The sequence below is a fragment of the Rhizobium sp. LC145 genome (genome assembly GCF_001005825.1).
GTDB lineage: Bacteria > Pseudomonadota > Alphaproteobacteria > Rhizobiales > Rhizobiaceae > Neorhizobium.
Genome location: NZ_LBHV01000001.1, coordinates 690,357 through 708,705 on the forward strand (window position 1 = coordinate 690,357; position 18,349 = coordinate 708,705).

Annotated in this window: 17 protein-coding genes; 12 read left to right on the plus strand and 5 right to left on the minus strand. The window is 61.9% G+C overall.

All coding sequences use genetic code 11. The annotated features are described in order from the left end of the window. Positions 1 to 106: 106 nt before the first annotated feature. Together YH62_RS03570 and YH62_RS03575 are read right to left on the minus strand one after the other, a co-directional pair. Positions 107 to 751: a TetR/AcrR family transcriptional regulator gene (locus tag YH62_RS03570; RefSeq protein WP_046792740.1), complete on the minus strand. Its 645-nt coding sequence runs from the start codon at positions 749 to 751 to the stop codon at positions 107 to 109. Positions 752 to 845: 94 nt separating this feature from the next. Next, on the minus strand, positions 846 to 2,498 hold the full coding sequence (locus YH62_RS03575; protein WP_046792741.1) for an acyl-CoA dehydrogenase family protein: 1,653 nt from the start codon (positions 2,496 to 2,498) through the stop codon (positions 846 to 848). 121 nt (positions 2,499 to 2,619) lie between these two features. Between YH62_RS03575 and YH62_RS03580 the strand changes: the two genes are divergently transcribed. The 5 genes from YH62_RS03580 to YH62_RS03600 all read left to right on the plus strand — a co-directional run bounded on the left by YH62_RS03580 (position 2,620) and on the right by YH62_RS03600 (position 7,287). Continuing rightward, a complete protein-coding gene (locus YH62_RS03580) occupies positions 2,620 to 3,561 on the plus strand; it encodes an aspartate carbamoyltransferase catalytic subunit (RefSeq protein WP_046792742.1) in 942 nt (313 codons plus the stop codon). Continuing rightward, complete coding sequence (locus tag YH62_RS03585; RefSeq protein WP_046792743.1) at positions 3,558 to 4,847, plus strand: dihydroorotase; 1,290 nt, start codon at positions 3,558 to 3,560, stop codon at positions 4,845 to 4,847. The genes YH62_RS03580 and YH62_RS03585 overlap by 4 nt, the downstream gene beginning before the upstream one ends. 12 nt (positions 4,848 to 4,859) lie before the next feature. Further along, the gene (gene plsY, locus YH62_RS03590; protein WP_046792744.1) at positions 4,860 to 5,477 is read left to right on the plus strand and encodes a glycerol-3-phosphate 1-O-acyltransferase PlsY; all 618 of its coding nucleotides are present in this window, start codon (positions 4,860 to 4,862) and stop codon (positions 5,475 to 5,477) included. 3 nt (positions 5,478 to 5,480) lie between these two features. After that, complete coding sequence (gene dprA / locus YH62_RS03595) at positions 5,481 to 6,629, plus strand: DNA-processing protein DprA (RefSeq protein WP_046792745.1); 1,149 nt, start codon at positions 5,481 to 5,483, stop codon at positions 6,627 to 6,629. 67 nt (positions 6,630 to 6,696) lie between these two features. Next, complete coding sequence (locus YH62_RS03600; RefSeq protein WP_052760335.1) at positions 6,697 to 7,287, plus strand: SCO family protein; 591 nt, start codon at positions 6,697 to 6,699, stop codon at positions 7,285 to 7,287. Between the two features lie 48 nt (positions 7,288 to 7,335). Here YH62_RS03600 and YH62_RS03605 read toward each other — a convergent pair whose 3' ends face one another. Beyond that, a complete protein-coding gene (locus tag YH62_RS03605; protein ID WP_046792746.1) occupies positions 7,336 to 7,566 on the minus strand; it encodes a hypothetical protein in 231 nt (76 codons plus the stop codon). Positions 7,567 to 7,810: 244 nt separating this feature from the next. Here YH62_RS03605 and topA point away from each other — a divergent pair, with 244 nt between their 5' ends. From topA to rpmG, 6 genes are all read left to right on the plus strand, one after another. After that, the gene (topA, locus tag YH62_RS03610; RefSeq protein ID WP_046792747.1) at positions 7,811 to 10,462 is read left to right on the plus strand and encodes a type I DNA topoisomerase; all 2,652 of its coding nucleotides are present in this window, start codon (positions 7,811 to 7,813) and stop codon (positions 10,460 to 10,462) included. A 71-nt stretch (positions 10,463 to 10,533) separates the two neighbouring features. Further along, positions 10,534 to 12,807: a ribonuclease R gene (gene rnr, locus YH62_RS03615; RefSeq protein WP_245282044.1), complete on the plus strand. Its 2,274-nt coding sequence runs from the start codon at positions 10,534 to 10,536 to the stop codon at positions 12,805 to 12,807. Positions 12,808 to 12,809: 2 nt separating this feature from the next. Further along, the gene (locus YH62_RS03620; RefSeq protein ID WP_046792749.1) at positions 12,810 to 13,259 is read left to right on the plus strand and encodes a DUF983 domain-containing protein; all 450 of its coding nucleotides are present in this window, start codon (positions 12,810 to 12,812) and stop codon (positions 13,257 to 13,259) included. Next, positions 13,256 to 13,948, plus strand: a complete 693-nt coding sequence (locus YH62_RS03625; RefSeq protein ID WP_082118220.1) for an NUDIX domain-containing protein — start codon at positions 13,256 to 13,258, stop codon at positions 13,946 to 13,948. The genes YH62_RS03620 and YH62_RS03625 overlap by 4 nt, the downstream gene beginning before the upstream one ends. Positions 13,949 to 13,958: 10 nt before the next feature. Then, entirely contained in the window at positions 13,959 to 15,143 is a 1,185-nt protein-coding gene (locus YH62_RS03630) for an MFS transporter (protein ID WP_046792750.1), read from the plus strand. Positions 15,144 to 15,236: 93 nt separating this feature from the next. After that, a complete protein-coding gene (gene rpmG / locus YH62_RS03635) occupies positions 15,237 to 15,404 on the plus strand; it encodes a 50S ribosomal protein L33 (protein WP_046792751.1) in 168 nt (55 codons plus the stop codon). Between the two features lie 730 nt (positions 15,405 to 16,134). Here rpmG and YH62_RS03640 read toward each other — a convergent pair. Further along, entirely contained in the window at positions 16,135 to 17,505 is a 1,371-nt protein-coding gene (locus tag YH62_RS03640; RefSeq protein ID WP_046792752.1) for a PleD family two-component system response regulator, read from the minus strand. A gap of 16 nt (positions 17,506 to 17,521) precedes the next feature. Then, positions 17,522 to 17,893, minus strand: coding sequence for a response regulator (locus YH62_RS03645; protein WP_046792753.1), 372 nt, complete (start codon positions 17,891 to 17,893; stop codon positions 17,522 to 17,524). Between the two features lie 133 nt (positions 17,894 to 18,026). On the opposite strand from YH62_RS03645, the gene YH62_RS03650 reads away from it, so the two are divergent. Then, positions 18,027 to 18,335 (plus strand): DUF3572 domain-containing protein, encoded by a 309-nt coding sequence (locus YH62_RS03650; RefSeq protein ID WP_046792754.1) that lies wholly within the window; start codon positions 18,027 to 18,029, stop codon positions 18,333 to 18,335. The last annotated feature ends 14 nt before the right edge of the window (positions 18,336 to 18,349 follow it).

The following is an 18,349-nucleotide window of genomic DNA, read 5'->3' on the forward strand; positions in this document are numbered from 1 at the left end:
TAATGATATGTTAACGACACACTAGCCGCGGAGGCGGCCGGCGCAATGCAAAGTCATGCCTATGGTTAACGGGCGGCCGCCGGCCTGTGGACAAACAGGAACCGGCTCAGCCGTAGATGGCGCGCACCAGGCGGCGGACCGATACGGCGACCTTCTCCCAATCTTTTTCCGTACGAAGCGGCAGGCCTGCGAACTGGCCGGTAGCGGAGGCAGAGATCACCAGATGCTGGATGGAGGCGAAGAGCAACGCATTCACGGTCGGGGCATCCACGCCCTTCGGCGGAACAAGCGAGCCGCGCATCCGGTCGAGCCATCTGGCGAGCGCCTTGGCGCGAGCTTCGGAAAGCTTGCGAACCTGCGGGGTATCCTTGGATACCTCCCAGGCGACAATCTTGCAGACCAGCGGATCGTCTCGCAGCGCTTCCATGAAGAGAAGCGCCAGCCGCTCCATAAGATCGCCATAAGTGAGCACGAACGCGCCGCCCGTATCTTCCGGAATGCGATCCTTGACCCAGTTACCCAGATCGGCGCCGATCGCCTCGATCAATCCGTCGAGCCCGCCATAGTAGCGATAGATGAGCTGCTTGTCGCAGCCCGCGCGCCTGGCGATGGCGTTGATGCCGAAGCCCTGAAACCCCTTCTCTGCAAGCAGATCGCGCGCCGCGGCGAGGATCGCCTGTTCGGTGCCCGCACGGTTTTTCACCCGTTTTTCCGGCACCGATGATCCTGTGAGTTCCTGGATTTGCAGCATGTTCCAACTTCCGGTGTTTTCAGGCGCATAGTGTGCCGCGCGACGACCGGCAAGCGGTTTCGGACAACATGCACAGGATTGGAGGTAATGCGCGTCAGCTCGCGGGCGGGTAGAGCAGGTCCACGATATAGCCGGCATCGAAGCGCGAATCGAGCATCCCGTAAGTCGAGCGCCAACCTCCGGCAAGCCGGGTTTCCAGGAAGGCGTCGGCGATCTTGCCGGCACCGAGCCGGACGAGTTCGCATGCTGCAGCCGCCAACGCGAGCTGCTCCACCAGCAGGCGGGCCGCCCCCTCGTCGCTCTCGCAGAGCGCCATGGCCGCCCGCAGCACTTCCACCGTCTTCTTGCCGGATGCGCCGAGATCCCGCTCGAACCCTTGCAGCACCGTATCGAAGAGATCCTTGCCGCGCGAAAGCACGCGCAGCACATCGAGCGCCATCACATTGCCCGAGCCTTCCCAGATCGCATTGACCGGAGCTTCCCGGTAGTGCCGCGCGATCGGGCGTTCTTCGATGTAGCCATTGCCGCCGAGGCATTCCATCGCCTCGTAGATCAGCGAAGGCGCGATCTTGCAGTTCCAATATTTGATGACCGGCGTCATGACGCGCGCGAAGGCGGCATCGGCCGGATTGCCGGCCGCACGGTCGAAGGCATCCGCCAACCGGAAGGCCAGCGCCGTCGCAGCGGCAACGTCGAGCGCCATGTCGGCAAGCACGCGGGTCATCAGCGGCTGGTCGATCAACATCTTGCCGAAGACGCTACGGCCGCGGCAATGATGCACGGCTTCCGCAAGCGAGGCGCGCATGATACCCGCCGATGCCAGGGCGCAATCGAGCCGTGTCAGCGTCACCATGTCGAGAATGGTGCGGATACCGCCGCCCGGCTGCCCGAGGAGATAGCCGAACGCAGCGGTGAACTCCACCTCGGTCGATGCGTTGGAACGGTTGCCGAGCTTGTCCTTCAGGCGCTGGAACTGCAGGCCGTTCGCCGATCCGTCCTCCAAAAGGCGCGGCACCAGGAAGCAGCCGACGCCCTCCCCCGTTTTCGCCAGCATGACGAAACCGTCGCTCATCGGCGCCGACATGAACCATTTATGGCCGGAAAGCCGATAGACGCCGTCGCTCACGCGCTCCGCCGTGGAGCGGTTGGCGCGTACGTCCGTTCCGCCCTGCTTTTCGGTCATGCCCATGCCGAGCGTGATCGCGTTCTTCTGCAACGCGGGCCGGTTGGACGAATCATATTTGCGCGAGAGTATCTTCGGCGCCCATTCCTTCTGCACCCGAGGCGAAGCCATGAGCGCGGCGATCGAGGCGCTTGTCATGGTGAGCGGGCAGAGATGTCCGCATTCGAGCTGCGCCGTCAGGTAGAAGCGCATGGCGCGCGCCATGTGCTCATGGCCCTTGGCTTCCGGGATGTTTTCCCAGATCGAGGAATGCAGCCCGGTCTGCATCGAGCGGCGCATCAGCGCATGCCAGGCGGGGTGGAACTCCACCTGATCGAGACGTTCGCCGCGCGGCCCGTGCGTCTTCAGCTTCGGCGGGTTCTCGTTCGCCATGCGCGCCAGTTCCTGCGCCTCCGGCGAGGTGACGTAACGGCCGAGGGCATCGTATTCCTCGCGAAGCGTGCGATGCAATCCGGAGGTCAGGTCCACCACGAGCGGATCGGAACGATAGGCATTGATACCGGACCAGGGATGAGGCTGGTTCAGTTCGGCAAATTTTTCTTCGGCACGCGATATCTGGTTCATGATTGGGTTCTAGCGGGTTTCTTTGGAAATTGCAGCGGGATGCGGGAAATTTCCCGTGCATTCGCTTGCCCCCCATTTCGCGAGACCTTATAGACCGCCGAACGCAAGCGGAGACGTGTCCATGGTCTTCTTCCCTCACCGCCACCTTCTCGGCATCAAGGGTCTCACCGAACAGGATATCACCTTCCTTCTCGATAAAGCCGACGAAGCGGTCAAGATCAGCCGCCAGCGCGAGAAGAAAACCTCCACCCTTCGGGGCCTCACGCAGATCAATCTGTTCTTCGAAGCCTCGACTCGCACCCAATCCTCGTTCGAGCTCGCTGGAAAACGCCTCGGCGCCGATGTGATGAACATGTCGGTCGGCAATTCCTCGGTGAAGAAGGGCGAGACGCTGATCGACACGGCGATGACGCTGAACGCCATGCGGCCGGACGTGCTGGTACTGCGCCACTCCTCGGCCGGCGCGGCCGCCCTGCTCGCGCAGAAGGTTACCTGCTCGGTGGTGAACGCCGGTGACGGCCAGCACGAGCATCCGACCCAGGCGCTGCTCGATGCGCTGACGATCCGCCGCGCCAAGGGCAAGCTCTCGCGCATCATCGTGGCGATCTGCGGCGACGTGCTGCATTCGCGCGTCGCGCGCTCCAACATCCTGCTTCTCAACGCCATGGGCGCGCGGGTCCGCGTCGTGGCGCCCGCGACGCTGCTGCCTTCCGGCATCGCGCAGATGGGCGTCGAAGTCTTCCATTCGATGGAGGAAGGCCTGAAGGACGCCGACGTGGTGATGATGCTGCGCCTGCAGCGCGAGCGCATGTCGGGCGCCTTCGTGCCTTCGGTGCGCGAGTATTTCCACTTCTACGGCCTGGATGCCGAGAAGCTGAAGGTTGCCAAAGACGATGCCCTGGTCATGCATCCCGGTCCTATGAACCGGGGTGTCGAGATCGCCTCGGACGTCGCGGACGGCCCGCAGAGCGTGATTGCCGAACAGGTGGAAATGGGGGTCGCGGTGCGCATGGCGGTGATGGAAACCCTGCTTCTCTCCCACAACCAGGGAGAACGCGCATGACCGGTCCGACAGTCCTCAAGAACCTTAGGATCATCGATCCCTCCCGCAATCTCGACGAGACCGGCACGATCGTCATCGGCGCCGACGGGCGCATTCTCGCAGCCGGCAGGCAAGCGCAGAACCAGGGTGCTCCGGAAGGGGCGACGGTGAAGGACTGCAGAGGCCTCCTCGCCGTTCCCGGCCTTGTCGATGCGCGCGTCTATGTCGGAGAACCGGGCGCCGAACATCGCGAAACGATCGAATCGGCAAGCCGCGCGGCGGCGGCCGGCGGCGTCACCTCCTTCATCATGATGCCGGATACCGATCCGGTGCTCGACGACATCGCGCTGGTGGAGTTCGTGCAGAACACCGCGCGCAACAAGGCGCTCGTCAACGTCCACCCCGCAGCGGCGCTCACCAAGGGGCTTGCCGGCGAGGAGATGACGGAGATCGGCCTGCTGCAGGAAGCCGGAGCAGTCGCCTTCACCAATGGACGAAGCGGCCTTTCCGATACGCTGATCCTACGCCGCGCGATGACCTATGCGCGCGAATTCGACACCGTCATCTCGCTGGAGCTGCGCGAAAAATACCTCGGCAACGGTGTGATGAACGAAGGCCTGTTCGCGAGCTGGCTCGGCTTGTCCGGCGTCCCCAGGGAGGCCGAGGTCATCCCGCTCGAAAGGGACCTGCGCATTGCCGGGCTGACGCGCGGCAAGTATCACGCAGCGAAGATCTCGGTGCCGGAATCGGCGGAAGCCATGCGCGTTGCCCGTTCGCGTGGCGCCAACGTCACCTGCGGCATCTCGATCAACCACCTGTCGCTCAACGAGAACGACATTGGCGAATACCGCACCTTCTTCAAGCTCTCGCCGCCGCTGCGCACCGAAGACGACCGCGTGGCCATGGTCGATGCGCTTGCCGATGGCACGATCGACATCATCGTCTCCTCGCACGATCCCCAGGACGTCGACACCAAGCGGCTCCCCTTCGCGGATGCCGCCGACGGAGCGATCGGGCTGGAGACCATGCTGGCGGCCGCCCTTCGCCTGCATCACAGCGGACAGGTGCCGCTCATGCGGCTGATCGATGCCATGTCGACACGTCCCGCACAGATATTCGGGCTTGACGCCGGCACGCTGAAACCCGGCGCGAAGGCGGATATCACGCTGATCGATCTGGACGAGCCTTGGATCGTTTCGAAGGATATGCTTCTGTCGCGCTCGAAGAACACGCCCTTCGAGGATGCTCGTTTTTCGGGCCGCGCGGTGGCGACCTACGTGGCCGGCAGGTGCGTCTACTCTGTTTAAGAGGGAAAAAGCGTGAGTGAGCTTTTCAACTGGCAGATCACCCTGCCTATCGCACTTGCAGCGCTCGTGCTGGGCTACTTGCTGGGCTCCATTCCCTTCGGCCTGATCCTCACCCGCATGGCGGGCCTCGGCGATATCCGCTCGATCGGCTCGGGCAATATCGGCGCCACCAATGTGCTTCGAACCGGCAACAGGAAGCTCGCCGCGGCGACCTTGCTGCTCGACGCCCTGAAGGCGACCGCCGCGGCGCTCATCGGTACCTACATCTGGGGCCCCGAGGGCGGATTGCTCGCCGGCTTCGCCGCCTTCCTCGGCCATCTCTTCCCCGTCTGGCTCGCTTTCAAGGGCGGAAAGGGTGTCGCCACCTATATCGGCATGCTTCTAGGCGTCGCACCGCTGATGGTCCTCGTCTTCGCCGCCGTGTGGTTGGCGGTTGCCAAGATCAGCAAGTATTCGTCGTTATCCGCCCTGGTTGCGACACTTGTCATTCCGGTTGCATTGTGGTTTGTAGACGACCATAAGGTTGCGCTCGTCATGGCAGTCATGACCGCAATCTCCTGGTGGAAACACGAAGCCAACATCAAGCGGCTGATCGCCGGCACGGAAAGCAAGATCGGCCAAAAAGGATAGGCAATGCCGGACGGCGGCGCGAGGCGGGCGGGAATTGCGCTGACGGAAAGGCAAAGGATCGCCTGGCTCAGGCTGATCCGCTCCGACAATGTCGGCCCGGTCACTTTCAGGGAACTCATCAATCACTGCGGCTCGGCCGAGAATGCCCTTGCCATGCTGCCGGAGCTATCCGCACGCGGCGGCGCATCGCGCGCCATCCGCATCGCAACGGTCGAGGAGGCCGAGCGCGAGCTGGAGAGGGCTGCCCGGCACGGCGCGCGCTTCATCGGCATCGGAGAACCGGATTATCCGCCGGCGCTCCGCCAGATCGAAGGTGCGCCGCCGCTGATTGCCGCGAAAGGCGATCTAGGCATCGCGACAAGGCCTTCGGTCGGCATCGTCGGTTCCCGCAATGCATCGATCAGCGGTTCGAAATTCGCGGCCATGATCGCGCGAGACGCAGGCCGCGCGGGCTATACGGTGACGTCAGGGCTGGCCCGAGGCATCGACACCGCGGCCCATCGCGCCAGCCTGGAGACCGGCACCATCGCGGTTCTTGCCGGCGGGCTCGACCAGCCCTACCCGCCCGAGAACGTTCCTCTTCTCGAGGAGATCACGTCAGGCGCAGGCCTCGCCGTCAGCGAAATGCCCTTCGGCTGGGAACCACGCGCCCGCGATTTCCCGCGCCGCAACCGGCTGATCGCCGGCATTTCACTAGGCGTTGTGGTCGTCGAAGCCGCCGATCGATCCGGCTCTCTCATCACGGCGCGCCTGGCAGGCGATTTCGGCCGCCTCGTCTTCGCCGTGCCGGGATCGCCACTCGATCCACGCTGCCAGGGTACCAACGGACTTTTGAAGAACGGAGCGATCGTCACCACAGGTTCGGCGGATGTGCTCGAAGCGCTGGCGCCGCTTGCTCAAATCGATCTCTTTTTCGATCCCGCCGTCGAGGAACCGCTGGGTGAAGGAGGCAGCGACATGTTGCCGCCGCCCGACGATGATGTGCGGGCGCTCATCGCTTCCGCGCTCGGTCCGACACCGGTCGAAATCGACGATATCATCCGCCATACCGGGCTTCCGGCCGCTTCCGTCTATCTGGTTCTGCTGGAATTGGACCTTGCGGGACGGCTGCACCGCCACCCCGGCGGTATGGTCTCGCTGGCGATGGGTTGAATTGCCGCATTGAGCAGCTTCCAGTCACTCGCTTAGTTGATGGTGGTCAATTCAGCGAGGAAAAACGATGTTCGCCAACCGACTTGCAACCGCTGCCACGATCGCCGCCGCGACTGTCGTTTTCGCACTTTCGGCGCTCATGATGTGGATCTATGCGAGCGAACCTCGCACCGGCAGTTTCAGCGCAAAGTTTCATCTGACCGATCATCTTGGCCGTCCGGCAGACCAGGGTCTTTTCAAGGGCCAACCTTCTCTCGTCTATTTCGGCTATACCCATTGCCCGGTCGCATGCCCCACCACGCTCTATGAAATGGCAGGATTCTTCGAAAAACTCGGCGACGAAGGAAAGAACCTCAAGGGCTATTTCTTCACCATCGACCCCGAGCGCGACAGCCAGGAGGTGGTGAATGGCTATGTAACCGCTTTCACCGATCGCATCACCGGGTTCACCGGCGAGCCCGAGGAAATGCGCAAGGTCGTCGACGGCTGGCGGGTTCACGCGGAGAAAGTGCCGGACGGCAGCGGCGGTTACAGTATGGATCATACGCTTACGCTTTTCCTCGTCGGCGCGGACGGGAGATTGAAGGGCGTCCTTCCCTATGGAACCGATCAGGACGGAGCCCTCGATAAAATTCGCACGACGCTCCTGAAGTCCTGACACCAGCCAGATGCCAGGGCGCTCCTCCTCACCGGAGCGAATTGCGGTTCATCCGGAATGGAAGCGCCCACCCGCGTGCAGATCTCCAGCTTCGACATATGCCATCTCGATGAGATAGCACAGCATGTCTTCTCCCTCTGCGAGATTCCGAAGCTGTCTCAGCATATCGCGGATATAGGTGATGTTTTCCCGCGTCCGCTCCTTACTTTCGCCTCCGTCTTCCTTATTTTCCCGCGTCTGCTCCTGGCGATAGCCCTTTTTCTTCGCGTCGGGAATCATGCCTCACTCCTCTCGGACATTGCGCGGCCGGACTCGTTACCGCTCGAGTGCGTCACAACGAGAATATTCCATTTATCCTAGATTGCAATAATCTAAAAATACACTAATAAGATGCAACTCGTTGCATCTTATAATTTGGCAAGGCCTCTTGACCGCGACGAAAACGCCCTCCATGTCGGGAGGTCAGATTTTTGCTCGGGCGCACAAGCACTTCGGGCGAGGCCTCTTTATGCAGAGAAGCAGAATGAAAGTTGTCGTCGTAGAATCCCCCGGGAAAATTAAGAGCATCAACAAGTATCTCGGCTCGGGCTACAAGGTTCTCGCCTCCTTTGGTCACGTCCGCGATCTGCCAGCCAAGGACGGCTCGGTTCTGCCCGACCAGGATTTCGAAATGTTTTGGGAGGTGGACAGCGCGTCGCAGAAGCGCATCAAGGACATTGCCGACGCAGTGAAAAGCTCAGACGGCCTTATCCTCGCAACCGACCCGGATCGCGAAGGTGAAGCTATTTCCTGGCACGTGCTCGACGTTCTCAAGAAGAAGCGCGTGCTGGGCGACAAGCCGGTGGAGCGCGTCGTCTTCAATGCCATCACCAAGAAGGCTGTGCTCGATGCGATAGCGAGCCCGCGCGATATCGACGTGCCGCTGGTCGATGCCTATCTGGCACGCCGAGCGCTGGATTATCTTGTCGGCTTCAATCTGTCGCCGGTCCTCTGGCGCAAGCTGCCGGGAGCCCGCTCCGCCGGCCGGGTGCAGTCGGTCGCGCTCAGGCTCGTCTGCGACCGCGAGTCGGAAATCGAGCGGTTCGTTTCGGAGGAATACTGGAACCTTTCCGCGCTCCTGCGCACGCCCCGCGGCGACGATTTCGAGGCCCGCCTCGTCTCGGCCGACGGCAAGCGGCTGCAGAGCCGTTCGATCAAGAACGGCGATGAAGCCAACCGCCTGAAGGCGCTGCTCGAGGGAGCCGCCTATATGGTGGAATCGGTCGAGGCGAAGCCGGTCAAGCGTAATCCCGGCCCGCCCTTCACCACATCGACCCTGCAGCAGGCGGCCTCATCCAATCTCGGCTTCAATGCCTCGCGCACCATGCAGGTGGCGCAGAAGCTCTATGAGGGCGTCGATATCGGCGGAGAGACGGTTGGTCTCATCACCTATATGCGTACCGACGGCGTGCAGATGGCGCCGGAGGCGATCGACGGCGCCCGCCATGCAATCGGCGAGCAGTTCGGCAATCGCTACCTGCCGGAAAAGGCACGCTTCTATTCCACCAAGGCGAAGAATGCCCAGGAAGCCCACGAGGCAATCCGGCCGACCGATTTCAACCGCTCGCCGGATAAGGTGCGTCGCCATCTCGACGCCGATCAGGCGCGGCTCTACGAACTCATCTGGAAGCGTGGCATCGCGAGCCAGATGGCGTCTGCCGAAATGGAGCGCACCACGGTCGAAATCCTCGCCGATAACGCCGGCCAGACGGCCGGCTTGCGGGCCGTGGGTTCGGTCATCCGCTTCGACGGTTTCCTTGCCGCCTATGTCGACAGCCGCGATGATGCCGACAAGAACGAAGACGACGAGGAAGATGGCCGCCTTCCCGAGATTAACACGCGCGAAAAACTCGACAAGCAGAAGGTCGATGCGAGCCAGCATTTCACAGAGCCGCCGCCACGCTACTCGGAAGCCTCGCTGATCAAGAAGATGGAAGAGCTCGGCATCGGCCGTCCCTCCACCTATGCCGCCACGCTGAAGACACTCAGCGACCGCGAATACGTGACGATGGAGAAGCGCAAGCTGATCCCGGAGGCGAAGGGACGGCTGGTCACGGCTTTCCTCGAAAGCTTCTTCACCAAATATGTCGAATACGACTTCACGGCCGATCTCGAGGAGAAGCTGGACAAGATTTCCGCGGGCGAGCTGGACTGGAAGCAGGTGCTTCGCGAATTCTGGCAGGATTTCTTCGCTCAGATCGAGGATACCAAGGAGCTGCGCGTCACCAACGTGCTCGATGCGCTCAACGAAGCACTGGCGCCGCTGGTTTTCCCGAAGCGCGAGGACGGCAGCGACCCGCGCATCTGCCAGGTCTGCGGCACCGGCAACCTGTCGCTCAAGCTCGGCAAGTACGGCGCCTTCGTCGGCTGCTCGAACTATCCGGAATGCAACTATACCCGCCAGCTTTCTTCGGAGGGCGGCGCGGAGGCGGAAGCAAACGGGCTCAACGAGCCGAAAGCGCTCGGCGCCGACCCGCATACGGGCGAGCAGCTTACCCTGCGCTCCGGGCGCTTCGGCCCCTATATCCAGCGCGGCGAAGGCAAGGATGCCAAGCGCTCGTCGCTGCCCAAGGGCTGGAAGCCGGAAGATATCGACCACGAGAAGGCGTTGGCGTTGATCAACCTGCCGCGCGACGTCGGCAAGCATCCGGAAAGCGGCAAGATGATCTCTGCCGGGCTGGGCCGGTATGGCCCGTTCCTGCTGCATGACGGCACCTATGCCAATCTCGAAAGCATCGAAGACGTCTTTTCCATCGGCCTCAACCGTGCCGTGACCGTGCTTGCCGAAAAGCTGAGCAAAGGTCCGGGTGGCCGTACACGCGGAACGCCGGCCGCGCTCAAGGAGTTGGGCGACCATCCGGACGGCGGCACCATCACCGTTCGAGACGGGCGATACGGCCCCTATGTCAACTGGGGCAAGGTCAACGCCACGCTGCCGAAAGGCATGGACCCGCAATCGGTGACGATGGAGCAGGCGCTTGCCCTGATTGTCGAAAAGGGCGGCAAGGCCTCCTCCGGTAAGGCCAAGCCGAAGAAGGCGGCCGCGAAGGCCGGTAGCGACACCAAGAAAGCCGCGGCCAAGCCCAAGACCGCAGCGAAGAAAACCACGGCCAAGGCAAAGAAGACAGGAACGTGAGAGAACCGCGCGAGAGAACAAAACCGACAGACAGGCGCGGGAAGAACGCTCCTCCCGCAGAAAAGCCCGTCATCATCCATGGCGCCGTTCCACCGCGTGAAGTCCTCCTCGAGTTCATCGCCGACAATCCGGATCGGGCTTCCAAGCGCGAGATCGCCAAGGCCTTCGGCCTGAAAGGTGAAGCGCGCGTGGAGCTGAAAGATCTCCTACGTACGCTGGAAGGTGAAGGACTTCTCACCAAAAGCCGCAAATCGCTCGCCCGGCCGGGCGCCCTTCCCCCTGTGGCCGTGCTCGACATCACCACCCGCGACAAGGATGGCGAACTGATCGGGCGGCCGGCGGAATGGCCGGAAGATCAGGGTGCGGCACCGGCCGTCCTTATCCGCCAATCCTCGGAGAACCGGGGCAAGGGCAAGACGCCTGCCGCCGGTCTCAACGACCGGATCCTTGCGAAGATATTCACGAACAAGGACCGGACAGGCCCCGCCTATACAGCGCGGGTCATCAAGATCATCGATCGCCGCCGCGGCGCTTCGCTGGGCGTGGTGCGCAAGCTCGAACACGAAATCCGGCTGCTTCCCATCGATCGCCGTGGCGAGGAGATGGTAATCGAAGCGGATGGACTGGGCGAAGCCAAGGACGGCGATCTCGTCGAGGCGGAAACCATCCGCTCCAGCCGTTACGGCCTGCAGCGCGCACGCGTACTTTCGGTTATCGGCTCGGTCGCCTCGGAGAAGGCGATCTCGATGATCGCGATCTACGCCCACGGCATTCCGCATGTCTTCCCGAAGGCGGTGCTCGACGAGGCGGAGGCAGCAAAGCCGGCCAGCATGTCCAAGCGCGAGGACTGGCGCGACCTGCCGCTCATCACCATCGATCCGGCGGATGCCAAGGATCATGACGACGCGGTCTATGCGGAGCTCGACCCCTCGCCCGACAATCCGGACGGTGTGATCGTCACGGTCGCCATTGCCGATGTCTCCTGGTATATCCGGCCCGGAGCCCCCCTCGACCGCGAGGCGCTGAAGCGCGGCAATTCCGTCTATTTCCCCGATCGCGTCGTGCCGATGCTGCCGGAGCGCATATCGAACGACCTCTGCTCGCTGCGCGAAGGCGAGGACCGCCCGGCGCTCGCCGTGCGCATGGTCTTCTCGAAGGACGGGCGCAAGGCCGGCCACACTTTCCATCGCGTGATGATGAAGAGCGCGGCCAAGCTTTCCTATCAACAGGCCCAGGCGGCGATCGACGGCAAGCCGGACGACAAGGCGGGGCCTCTGCTCGAGCCTATCCTGAAGCCGCTATGGCACGCCTATTCCGTTCTCAAGCGCGGCCGCGACCGACGCCAGCCGCTCGAACTCGACATGCCGGAGCGCAAGATCATCCTGAAGCCGGACGGCACGGTCGACCGGGTCCACATTCCGGAGCGGCTCGACGCCCACAAGCTCATCGAAGAGATGATGATCCAGGCGAACGTGGCGGCCGCCGAGACGCTGGAGAAGAAGCGCCAGCCACTGGTCTACCGCGTGCATGACGCGCCGGCGCTTTCCAAGCAGGAAACGCTGCGCGAATTCCTCGCCACCATCGGAATTCCCATGGTGAAGGGCGGACAGCTTCGCGCCAATTCCTTCAACGGGATTCTTGCCAAGGCGCTCGATACGCCGCACCAGACCATGGTCAACGAGATGGTGCTCCGCTCCCAGAGCCAGGCGATCTACAGTCCCGAGAATATCGGGCATTTCGGCCTCAACCTGATGAAGTACGCGCACTTCACTTCGCCCATTCGCCGTTATGCCGACCTGATCGTGCACCGCGCGCTCGTCGGTTCGCTCGGTCTCGGCGAAGGCGGCATCACGCCGGACGAGGAAGCGGCGCTCGACGACATAGCGGCGGAAATCTCCACCTTCGAGCGCAGGGCCATGGCCGCCGAGCGGGACACCATCAACCGGCTGATCGCCCATCATCTTTCCGAACGGATCGGGGAAGAGTTCGAGGGCCGCGTGTCGGGTGTCACGAAGGCCGGCCTTTTTGTCACATTGCCGGTCTATGGTGCCGATGGCTTCGTGCCCATCTCCACGCTCGGACAGGATTATTTCATTTATGACGAAGCCCATCAGGCTCTATCCGGCGAAAAAACCGGCCTGGGCTACCAGCTCGGAGACAGCGTCGATGTCAGGCTGGCGGAGGCCGTGCCGCTTGCCGGCGCGCTGCGCTTCGAAATGCTGAGCGAGGGCCGCAAGATGCCGACGGCGACGCGCTCCTTCCACAAGTCCGGCAGGCGCGACCGTTCCAGGGGCCGGCCGTCGCAACCCGGCACGCGGCCGCCACGCCGCGGCCGCGGGAGATAGGAATGCAGGGACAGCGCCAGCAGCCGATACGCTATGGCGGAACGCAGGCAAGCGATCGGCCTCTCGGACGCTCGATCAAGCGGGGCCTGCTGAACACCTGTCCGAATTGCGGGACAGGCAAGCTTTTCCGCGCCTTCCTCAAGCCCGTGGACCGTTGCGCGGCATGCGGAGAAGAACTCCACCATCAGCGCGCCGACGACCTGCCGCCCTATCTGGTCATCTTCGTCGTCGGCCATGTGCTGCTCGGCGGCTACATGATGACCGACCTCATATTCCCTCTCTCCATGTGGCTTCACCTCGCCATATGGGCACCGCTTTCCGTGCTTGCCGCGCTCGCCACCATCCAGCCGATCAAGGGTGGCGTCATCGGTCTGCAATGGGCACTCCGGATGCACGGCTTCGGCGGTGAGGACGACAGCGCCGATCCCGGCCGCGGCGGACCGATTGCATGAAGACTTCGCAGGAGGAAGCCACGGTTTTCGCAGCGACGCGGAAAGAAAGCGCGCATGTTGCCGGGGTTCGTCCGCGTGACGCGGCATCGATTCTTCTGATCGACCGCTCATCCAATACGCCGAAAGTGCTGATGGGACGGCGCGGCAGGGGCCATGTCTTCATGCCCGATCTCTACGTCTTTCCCGGCGGGCGGCGCGATCCGCGCGACCATGCCCTGCCCTATCGCCGCGACCTGCATCCGCTGGTCATCGAAAAGCTGATGGCCGGCAGCCGCAGCGGCATGGGCGTCAAAGGCGCAAGGGCTCTGGCGCTCGCCGCTATCCGCGAACTTTGCGAGGAGACGGGTGCCGCGATCATCGATGCGCCGGCGGCTGACCTTTCCACGCTTCGCTATGTCGCCCGCGCGATCACACCGCCCGGAAACGTGCGGCGTTTCGATACCCGCTTTTTTCTCGGCTTTTGCGACGAGATGTCCCTCGATCTTTCCAATCTGGGGGCTTCCAGCGAACTCGTGGACCTGCGCTGGCTTGACATGACCGATCTTTCCAGCCTGAACATGCCGCTGATCACGCGCACGGTGCTAAGCGAGGTGAAGGAATTGATGGCGGCAAATCCCTCACCATCGTTTGGCAGCCCAGTGCCCTTCTATTCCGCGCGGCATGGGCAACTCGTCCGCACCCGATTGTAAGGATTTCTGAATGTCCCAGCCGACGACCGACGCCAACGGCCATGTCGAGGAAATCCATTGGCCTTCGCTGATCGCCGCGATTTCGGCCATCAGCGCCGTCGGTATAGCGATCGGCCTGGGCCTGCCCCTTCTCAGCATCATTCTCGAAAAGCGCGGCATACCCTCGACCTTGATCGGCCTGAACGCCGCGATGGCCGGCGTAGCTTCAATGGTGGCGGCGCCGATCACGACCAAGCTCGCGCATGACCACGGCGTCGCCAAGATCATGATGCTCGCCGTTGTTCTGGCGGCGTTGAGCGCGCTCGGCTTCTATTACGCCGAAGCCTTCTGGATGTGGTTTCCGCTGCGTTTCGCATTCCACGGCGCAACGACCACCCTTTTCATCTTGTCGGAGTTCTGGATCAACGACGCCGCGCCACCGCGGCGCAGGGGCCTGGTGCTCGGCATCTATGCCACGGTGCTCGCCATCGGCTTTGCGGTCGGGCCCCTCCTCTTCTCACTCCTCGGCAGCGAGGGCATTCTTCCCTTCCTGGTGGGTGCCGGCGTCATCTTGCTCGCCATCATTCCGATCTTCATCGCCAGGCACGAAAGCCCGGTGCTGAACACGAAACCCGAACGGCATTTCCTACACTACATATTCCTCGTTCCGACGGCGACGGCCGCTGTTTTCGCCTTCGGAGCCGTTTCTGCGGGCGGTCTCTCCCTGTTTCCGATCTATGCCCTGCGTTCGGCGCTCAGCGAATCGCATGCAGCGCTGCTGCTGACCGTCATGGGTGTCGGGAACATGGCCTTTCAGATCCCGCTCGGCATGTATTCCGACCGGCTGCGCGACCGCCGACCGCTTCTGACCGCCATGGCGGCGCTGGGGCTGGTCGGTTCGCTTGCCCTGCCCTTCCTGATCGAGAACTGGCTTTTGATGGCGGTGGTCCTGTTCTTCTGGGGCGGCTGCGTCTCCGGGCTCTATACGGTCGGGCTTGCCCATCTCGGATCGAGACTCACCGGCCCGGACCTGGTGGCGGCGAACGCAGCCTTCATCTTCTGCTATGCGGTGGGCACGGTCGCCGGTCCGCAGGCCATCGGGGCGGCGATCGATGTCACCGGAAAAGACGGTTTTGCCTGGACATTGGCCGCTTTCTTCGGCTTCTATGTGCTTGTTTCCGTTGGCCGGGCGATTTTAAGGCCAAAACGGAGTTGACTTTTCGGGCGCGATTTGTAATTTCGCGCCAGATTTTGCCGTGGACACCATCCGGCCGTCCGCGGCTTCATTTTTCTTAAAGGCAGAACGACCATGGCGAAAGCTACGACCATCAAGATCAAGCTGCTGTCGACGGCCGATACAGGTTTCTTCTACGTCACGACGAAGAACAGCCGTACGATGACGGACAAGATGACGAAGACCAAGTACGACCCGATCGTCAAGAAGCACGTCGAGTTCAAGGAAACCAAGATCAAGTAATCATTGATCTTGGGCATACCTCGGGCGCAGGCTGCAAGGCCGGGCGCCCTTTCTTTTGCCGTCAGGGCGGAGCCTTCGGGCGACAGTCTTCTGCAGGAAGTCCCTCAAAAGAAAAGCGCCGCTCCTTGAGGAAGCGGCGCTTTGATCGGGGGTCGACCGGCATGCAATCACGGCACGAGGAACCGCTTTTATTATGCCTGCCAGTCGACCGACCCCACGACCCAGGAGATGCGGCGGACCTGAGCATCATGGGGTATGGCTGACCCTGTTTGGGTACCATTTTTGCGTTGCGGCCAAAATTGCTCAGAAATGGAAGAAAATCAACACATTCTTAATGCGGAGGGCGATTTGCCTCCAGAGTTGGTTAAAATTGGGGCTAATGACTAGCCGCATTTCCATCTTGCTTTGCCGGAAGACCTAAGTAGCTTTGGCGATAGTGTAGTTTTACTACGATAGAATTTTCCAGCCCAATTCCAATTCGAAAGAAAATTCGGAAAAAATATTCAGCTTAAGGCTACTATCGACAGAAAAAGCGAGGAATCCAGAATATATCTGCAGTTAAAATTTGTATTTATTTCGTATTTACTGAGAAATTCTTAGAAAAATTGTCAATTATAGAAATCTCGAACGACAATCGGAATAAAACATCGCGCTTTTATTCGTTATCACAATCGTTACCAAATTCGTACGATCGCACCGCAACATGCCTTATCCACAGGCTTGCCGAAAGTCAGGCGGCGGCGGCAACGACTCTATTGCGGCCGCTGGTCTTCGCCTCGTACAGCGCGCGGTCGGCCTGCTTCAGCAGCCACTCCGGCGTCTCGGCGCCCGATGTGTTGCATGCCACCCCGACGGAAGCGGTAATGTTCAGCACCGCGCCGGAGCTGCGCAGAACGAAGGGCTCGTTCTCGATGATATGACGCAGACGCTCGGCGATGATCGCCGCAGCGGCAGCGTCGGTATCCGGCATCACGACAACGAATTCCTCGCCGCCGTAGCGGCAGGCCAGGTCAGCGCCGCGCACGGTCGAGCGCAGGCGTGAAGCGAATTCCCTCAGCACCTCGTCGCCCGCATCGTGGCCGAAGGTGTCATTGACGTGCTTGAACCGGTCTATATCGGTGATGCACACCGAAAGCGGCCTCGCCCGCGCCACGGCCCGGTTGAACACGACCTTCAGATGATTATCGAGATAGCGGCGGTTGGCGAGGCCCGTCAGCCCGTCGGTGACGGCGAGTTCTATGGTCTGGCGCACGCTCTGGCGCAGGCGGTCGTTGTAACGCTTGCGCCTGATCTGCGTGACGGTGCGCGCCAGGAGCTCGTTCGGATCGACCGGCCGAACGATATAGTCGTTGACGCCGAGATCGAGCGCGCGGGCAATCATATCCTCGGCGCCGAGATCGGTGACCAGCAGGACGGGAAGGAAGCGCGTGCGCTCGAGTAAGCGGAGCTGAGAGCAAAGCCGCAGCGGATCGTAGTCTTCGAAATTGGCGTTGACGATGACCAGATCGACCGGGTTCTCTGCAGCCTCGAACAACGCGGCCTGGGGATCGGACATGGCCATGACGTTCGCCACCGGCTTCAACGCCTTGATGATGCGCTCCTGGGAACTGGCGCGGCCATCCACCAACAGTACCTGGCCGGGCTCGTCCCGCCCGTCGCCTGCTTTCAGCATCTCTTCCATGCCCATGTTCTGCGCCGTTTCGGCGCGAACACGCAGCTCGTCGCTGAGCGTCTTGAGGCGCACCAGGCTCTTCACGCGGGAGACAAGCTGAAGATCGTTGACCGGTTTGGTCAGGAAGTCGTCGGCGCCTGCCTTCAGTCCTCGAACGCGATCCGAGGGCTGGTCGAGCGCAGTCACCATCACGACCGGAATGTGTGCGGTGCGGGCATTGTTCTTCAGCCGTTCGCAGACCTCGAAACCGCTGATGCCCGGCATCATGATATCCAAGAGGACGAGATCGACATGGGTATTCTCGCAGATATCGAGCGCCTTCTGTCCATCGGCCGCAGTCAGCACATCGAAATATTCAGCGAGCAGCCGGGCTTCCAGAAGCTTCACGTTTGCGGGAACATCATCGACCACCAATATTCGCGCCGTCATGCCCTACGCCCCGATCTCACGCGTCGCCCAGATAGGTTTTGATAGTCTCGATGAATTTCGGCACCGAAATCGGCTTGGAGACATAGGCTTCACAGCCCCCCTGCCGAATGCGTTCCTCATCGCCCTTCATGGCGAAGGCGGTGACCGCGATCACCGGAATGAGGTGAAGCTCGTCGTCTTCCTTGAGCCACTTGGTCACCTCCAGGCCCGAGACCTCGGGGAGCTGGATATCCATGAGGATAAGATCCGGACGATGCTTGCGCGCAAGGTCGAGCGCTTCCATGCCGTTGCGGGTCTGGATCGTGTCGTATCCCGACGCTTCGATCAGATCGCGGAAGAGCTTCATGTTCAGCTCGTTGTCCTCGACAATCATGACCCGTTTGGGCATGGCGATCCGTTCCTTAAATCCAGCCTTGCACGCCTGCATTCAGCATATATGGTCGCGCGAGGCCGATTCCATATGTCCTGTCGCGGACAGATTAACGCCATTTGGTTGAAAAAGAGGTAATTCGATCAAGGCAATGCAAAGCGATTCCGGAAACACCCGAAGCAATGCGGCCGGCGCGGAGGCAACGGCGGCGGCGATACTTGGCTGGCTCGCCGGCGAACCGGAGATGCTCGGGCGCTTCCTTGCGCTTTCCGGCCTGCTGGCGACGCAATTGCGCACCGCGGTGAACGATCCCGGTTTTCTCAGCGGCTTGATCGACTTCGTGATGAGCCACGAGCCGACGCTGCTTGCGTTCTGCGAGGCGACCGGCACCAAGCCCGAGGCGGTCGCCGCCGCCTGGCGGCATTATTCGCGACCGGGGCTCGATTCGGGAGAATATTGAGATTTCGACGACCG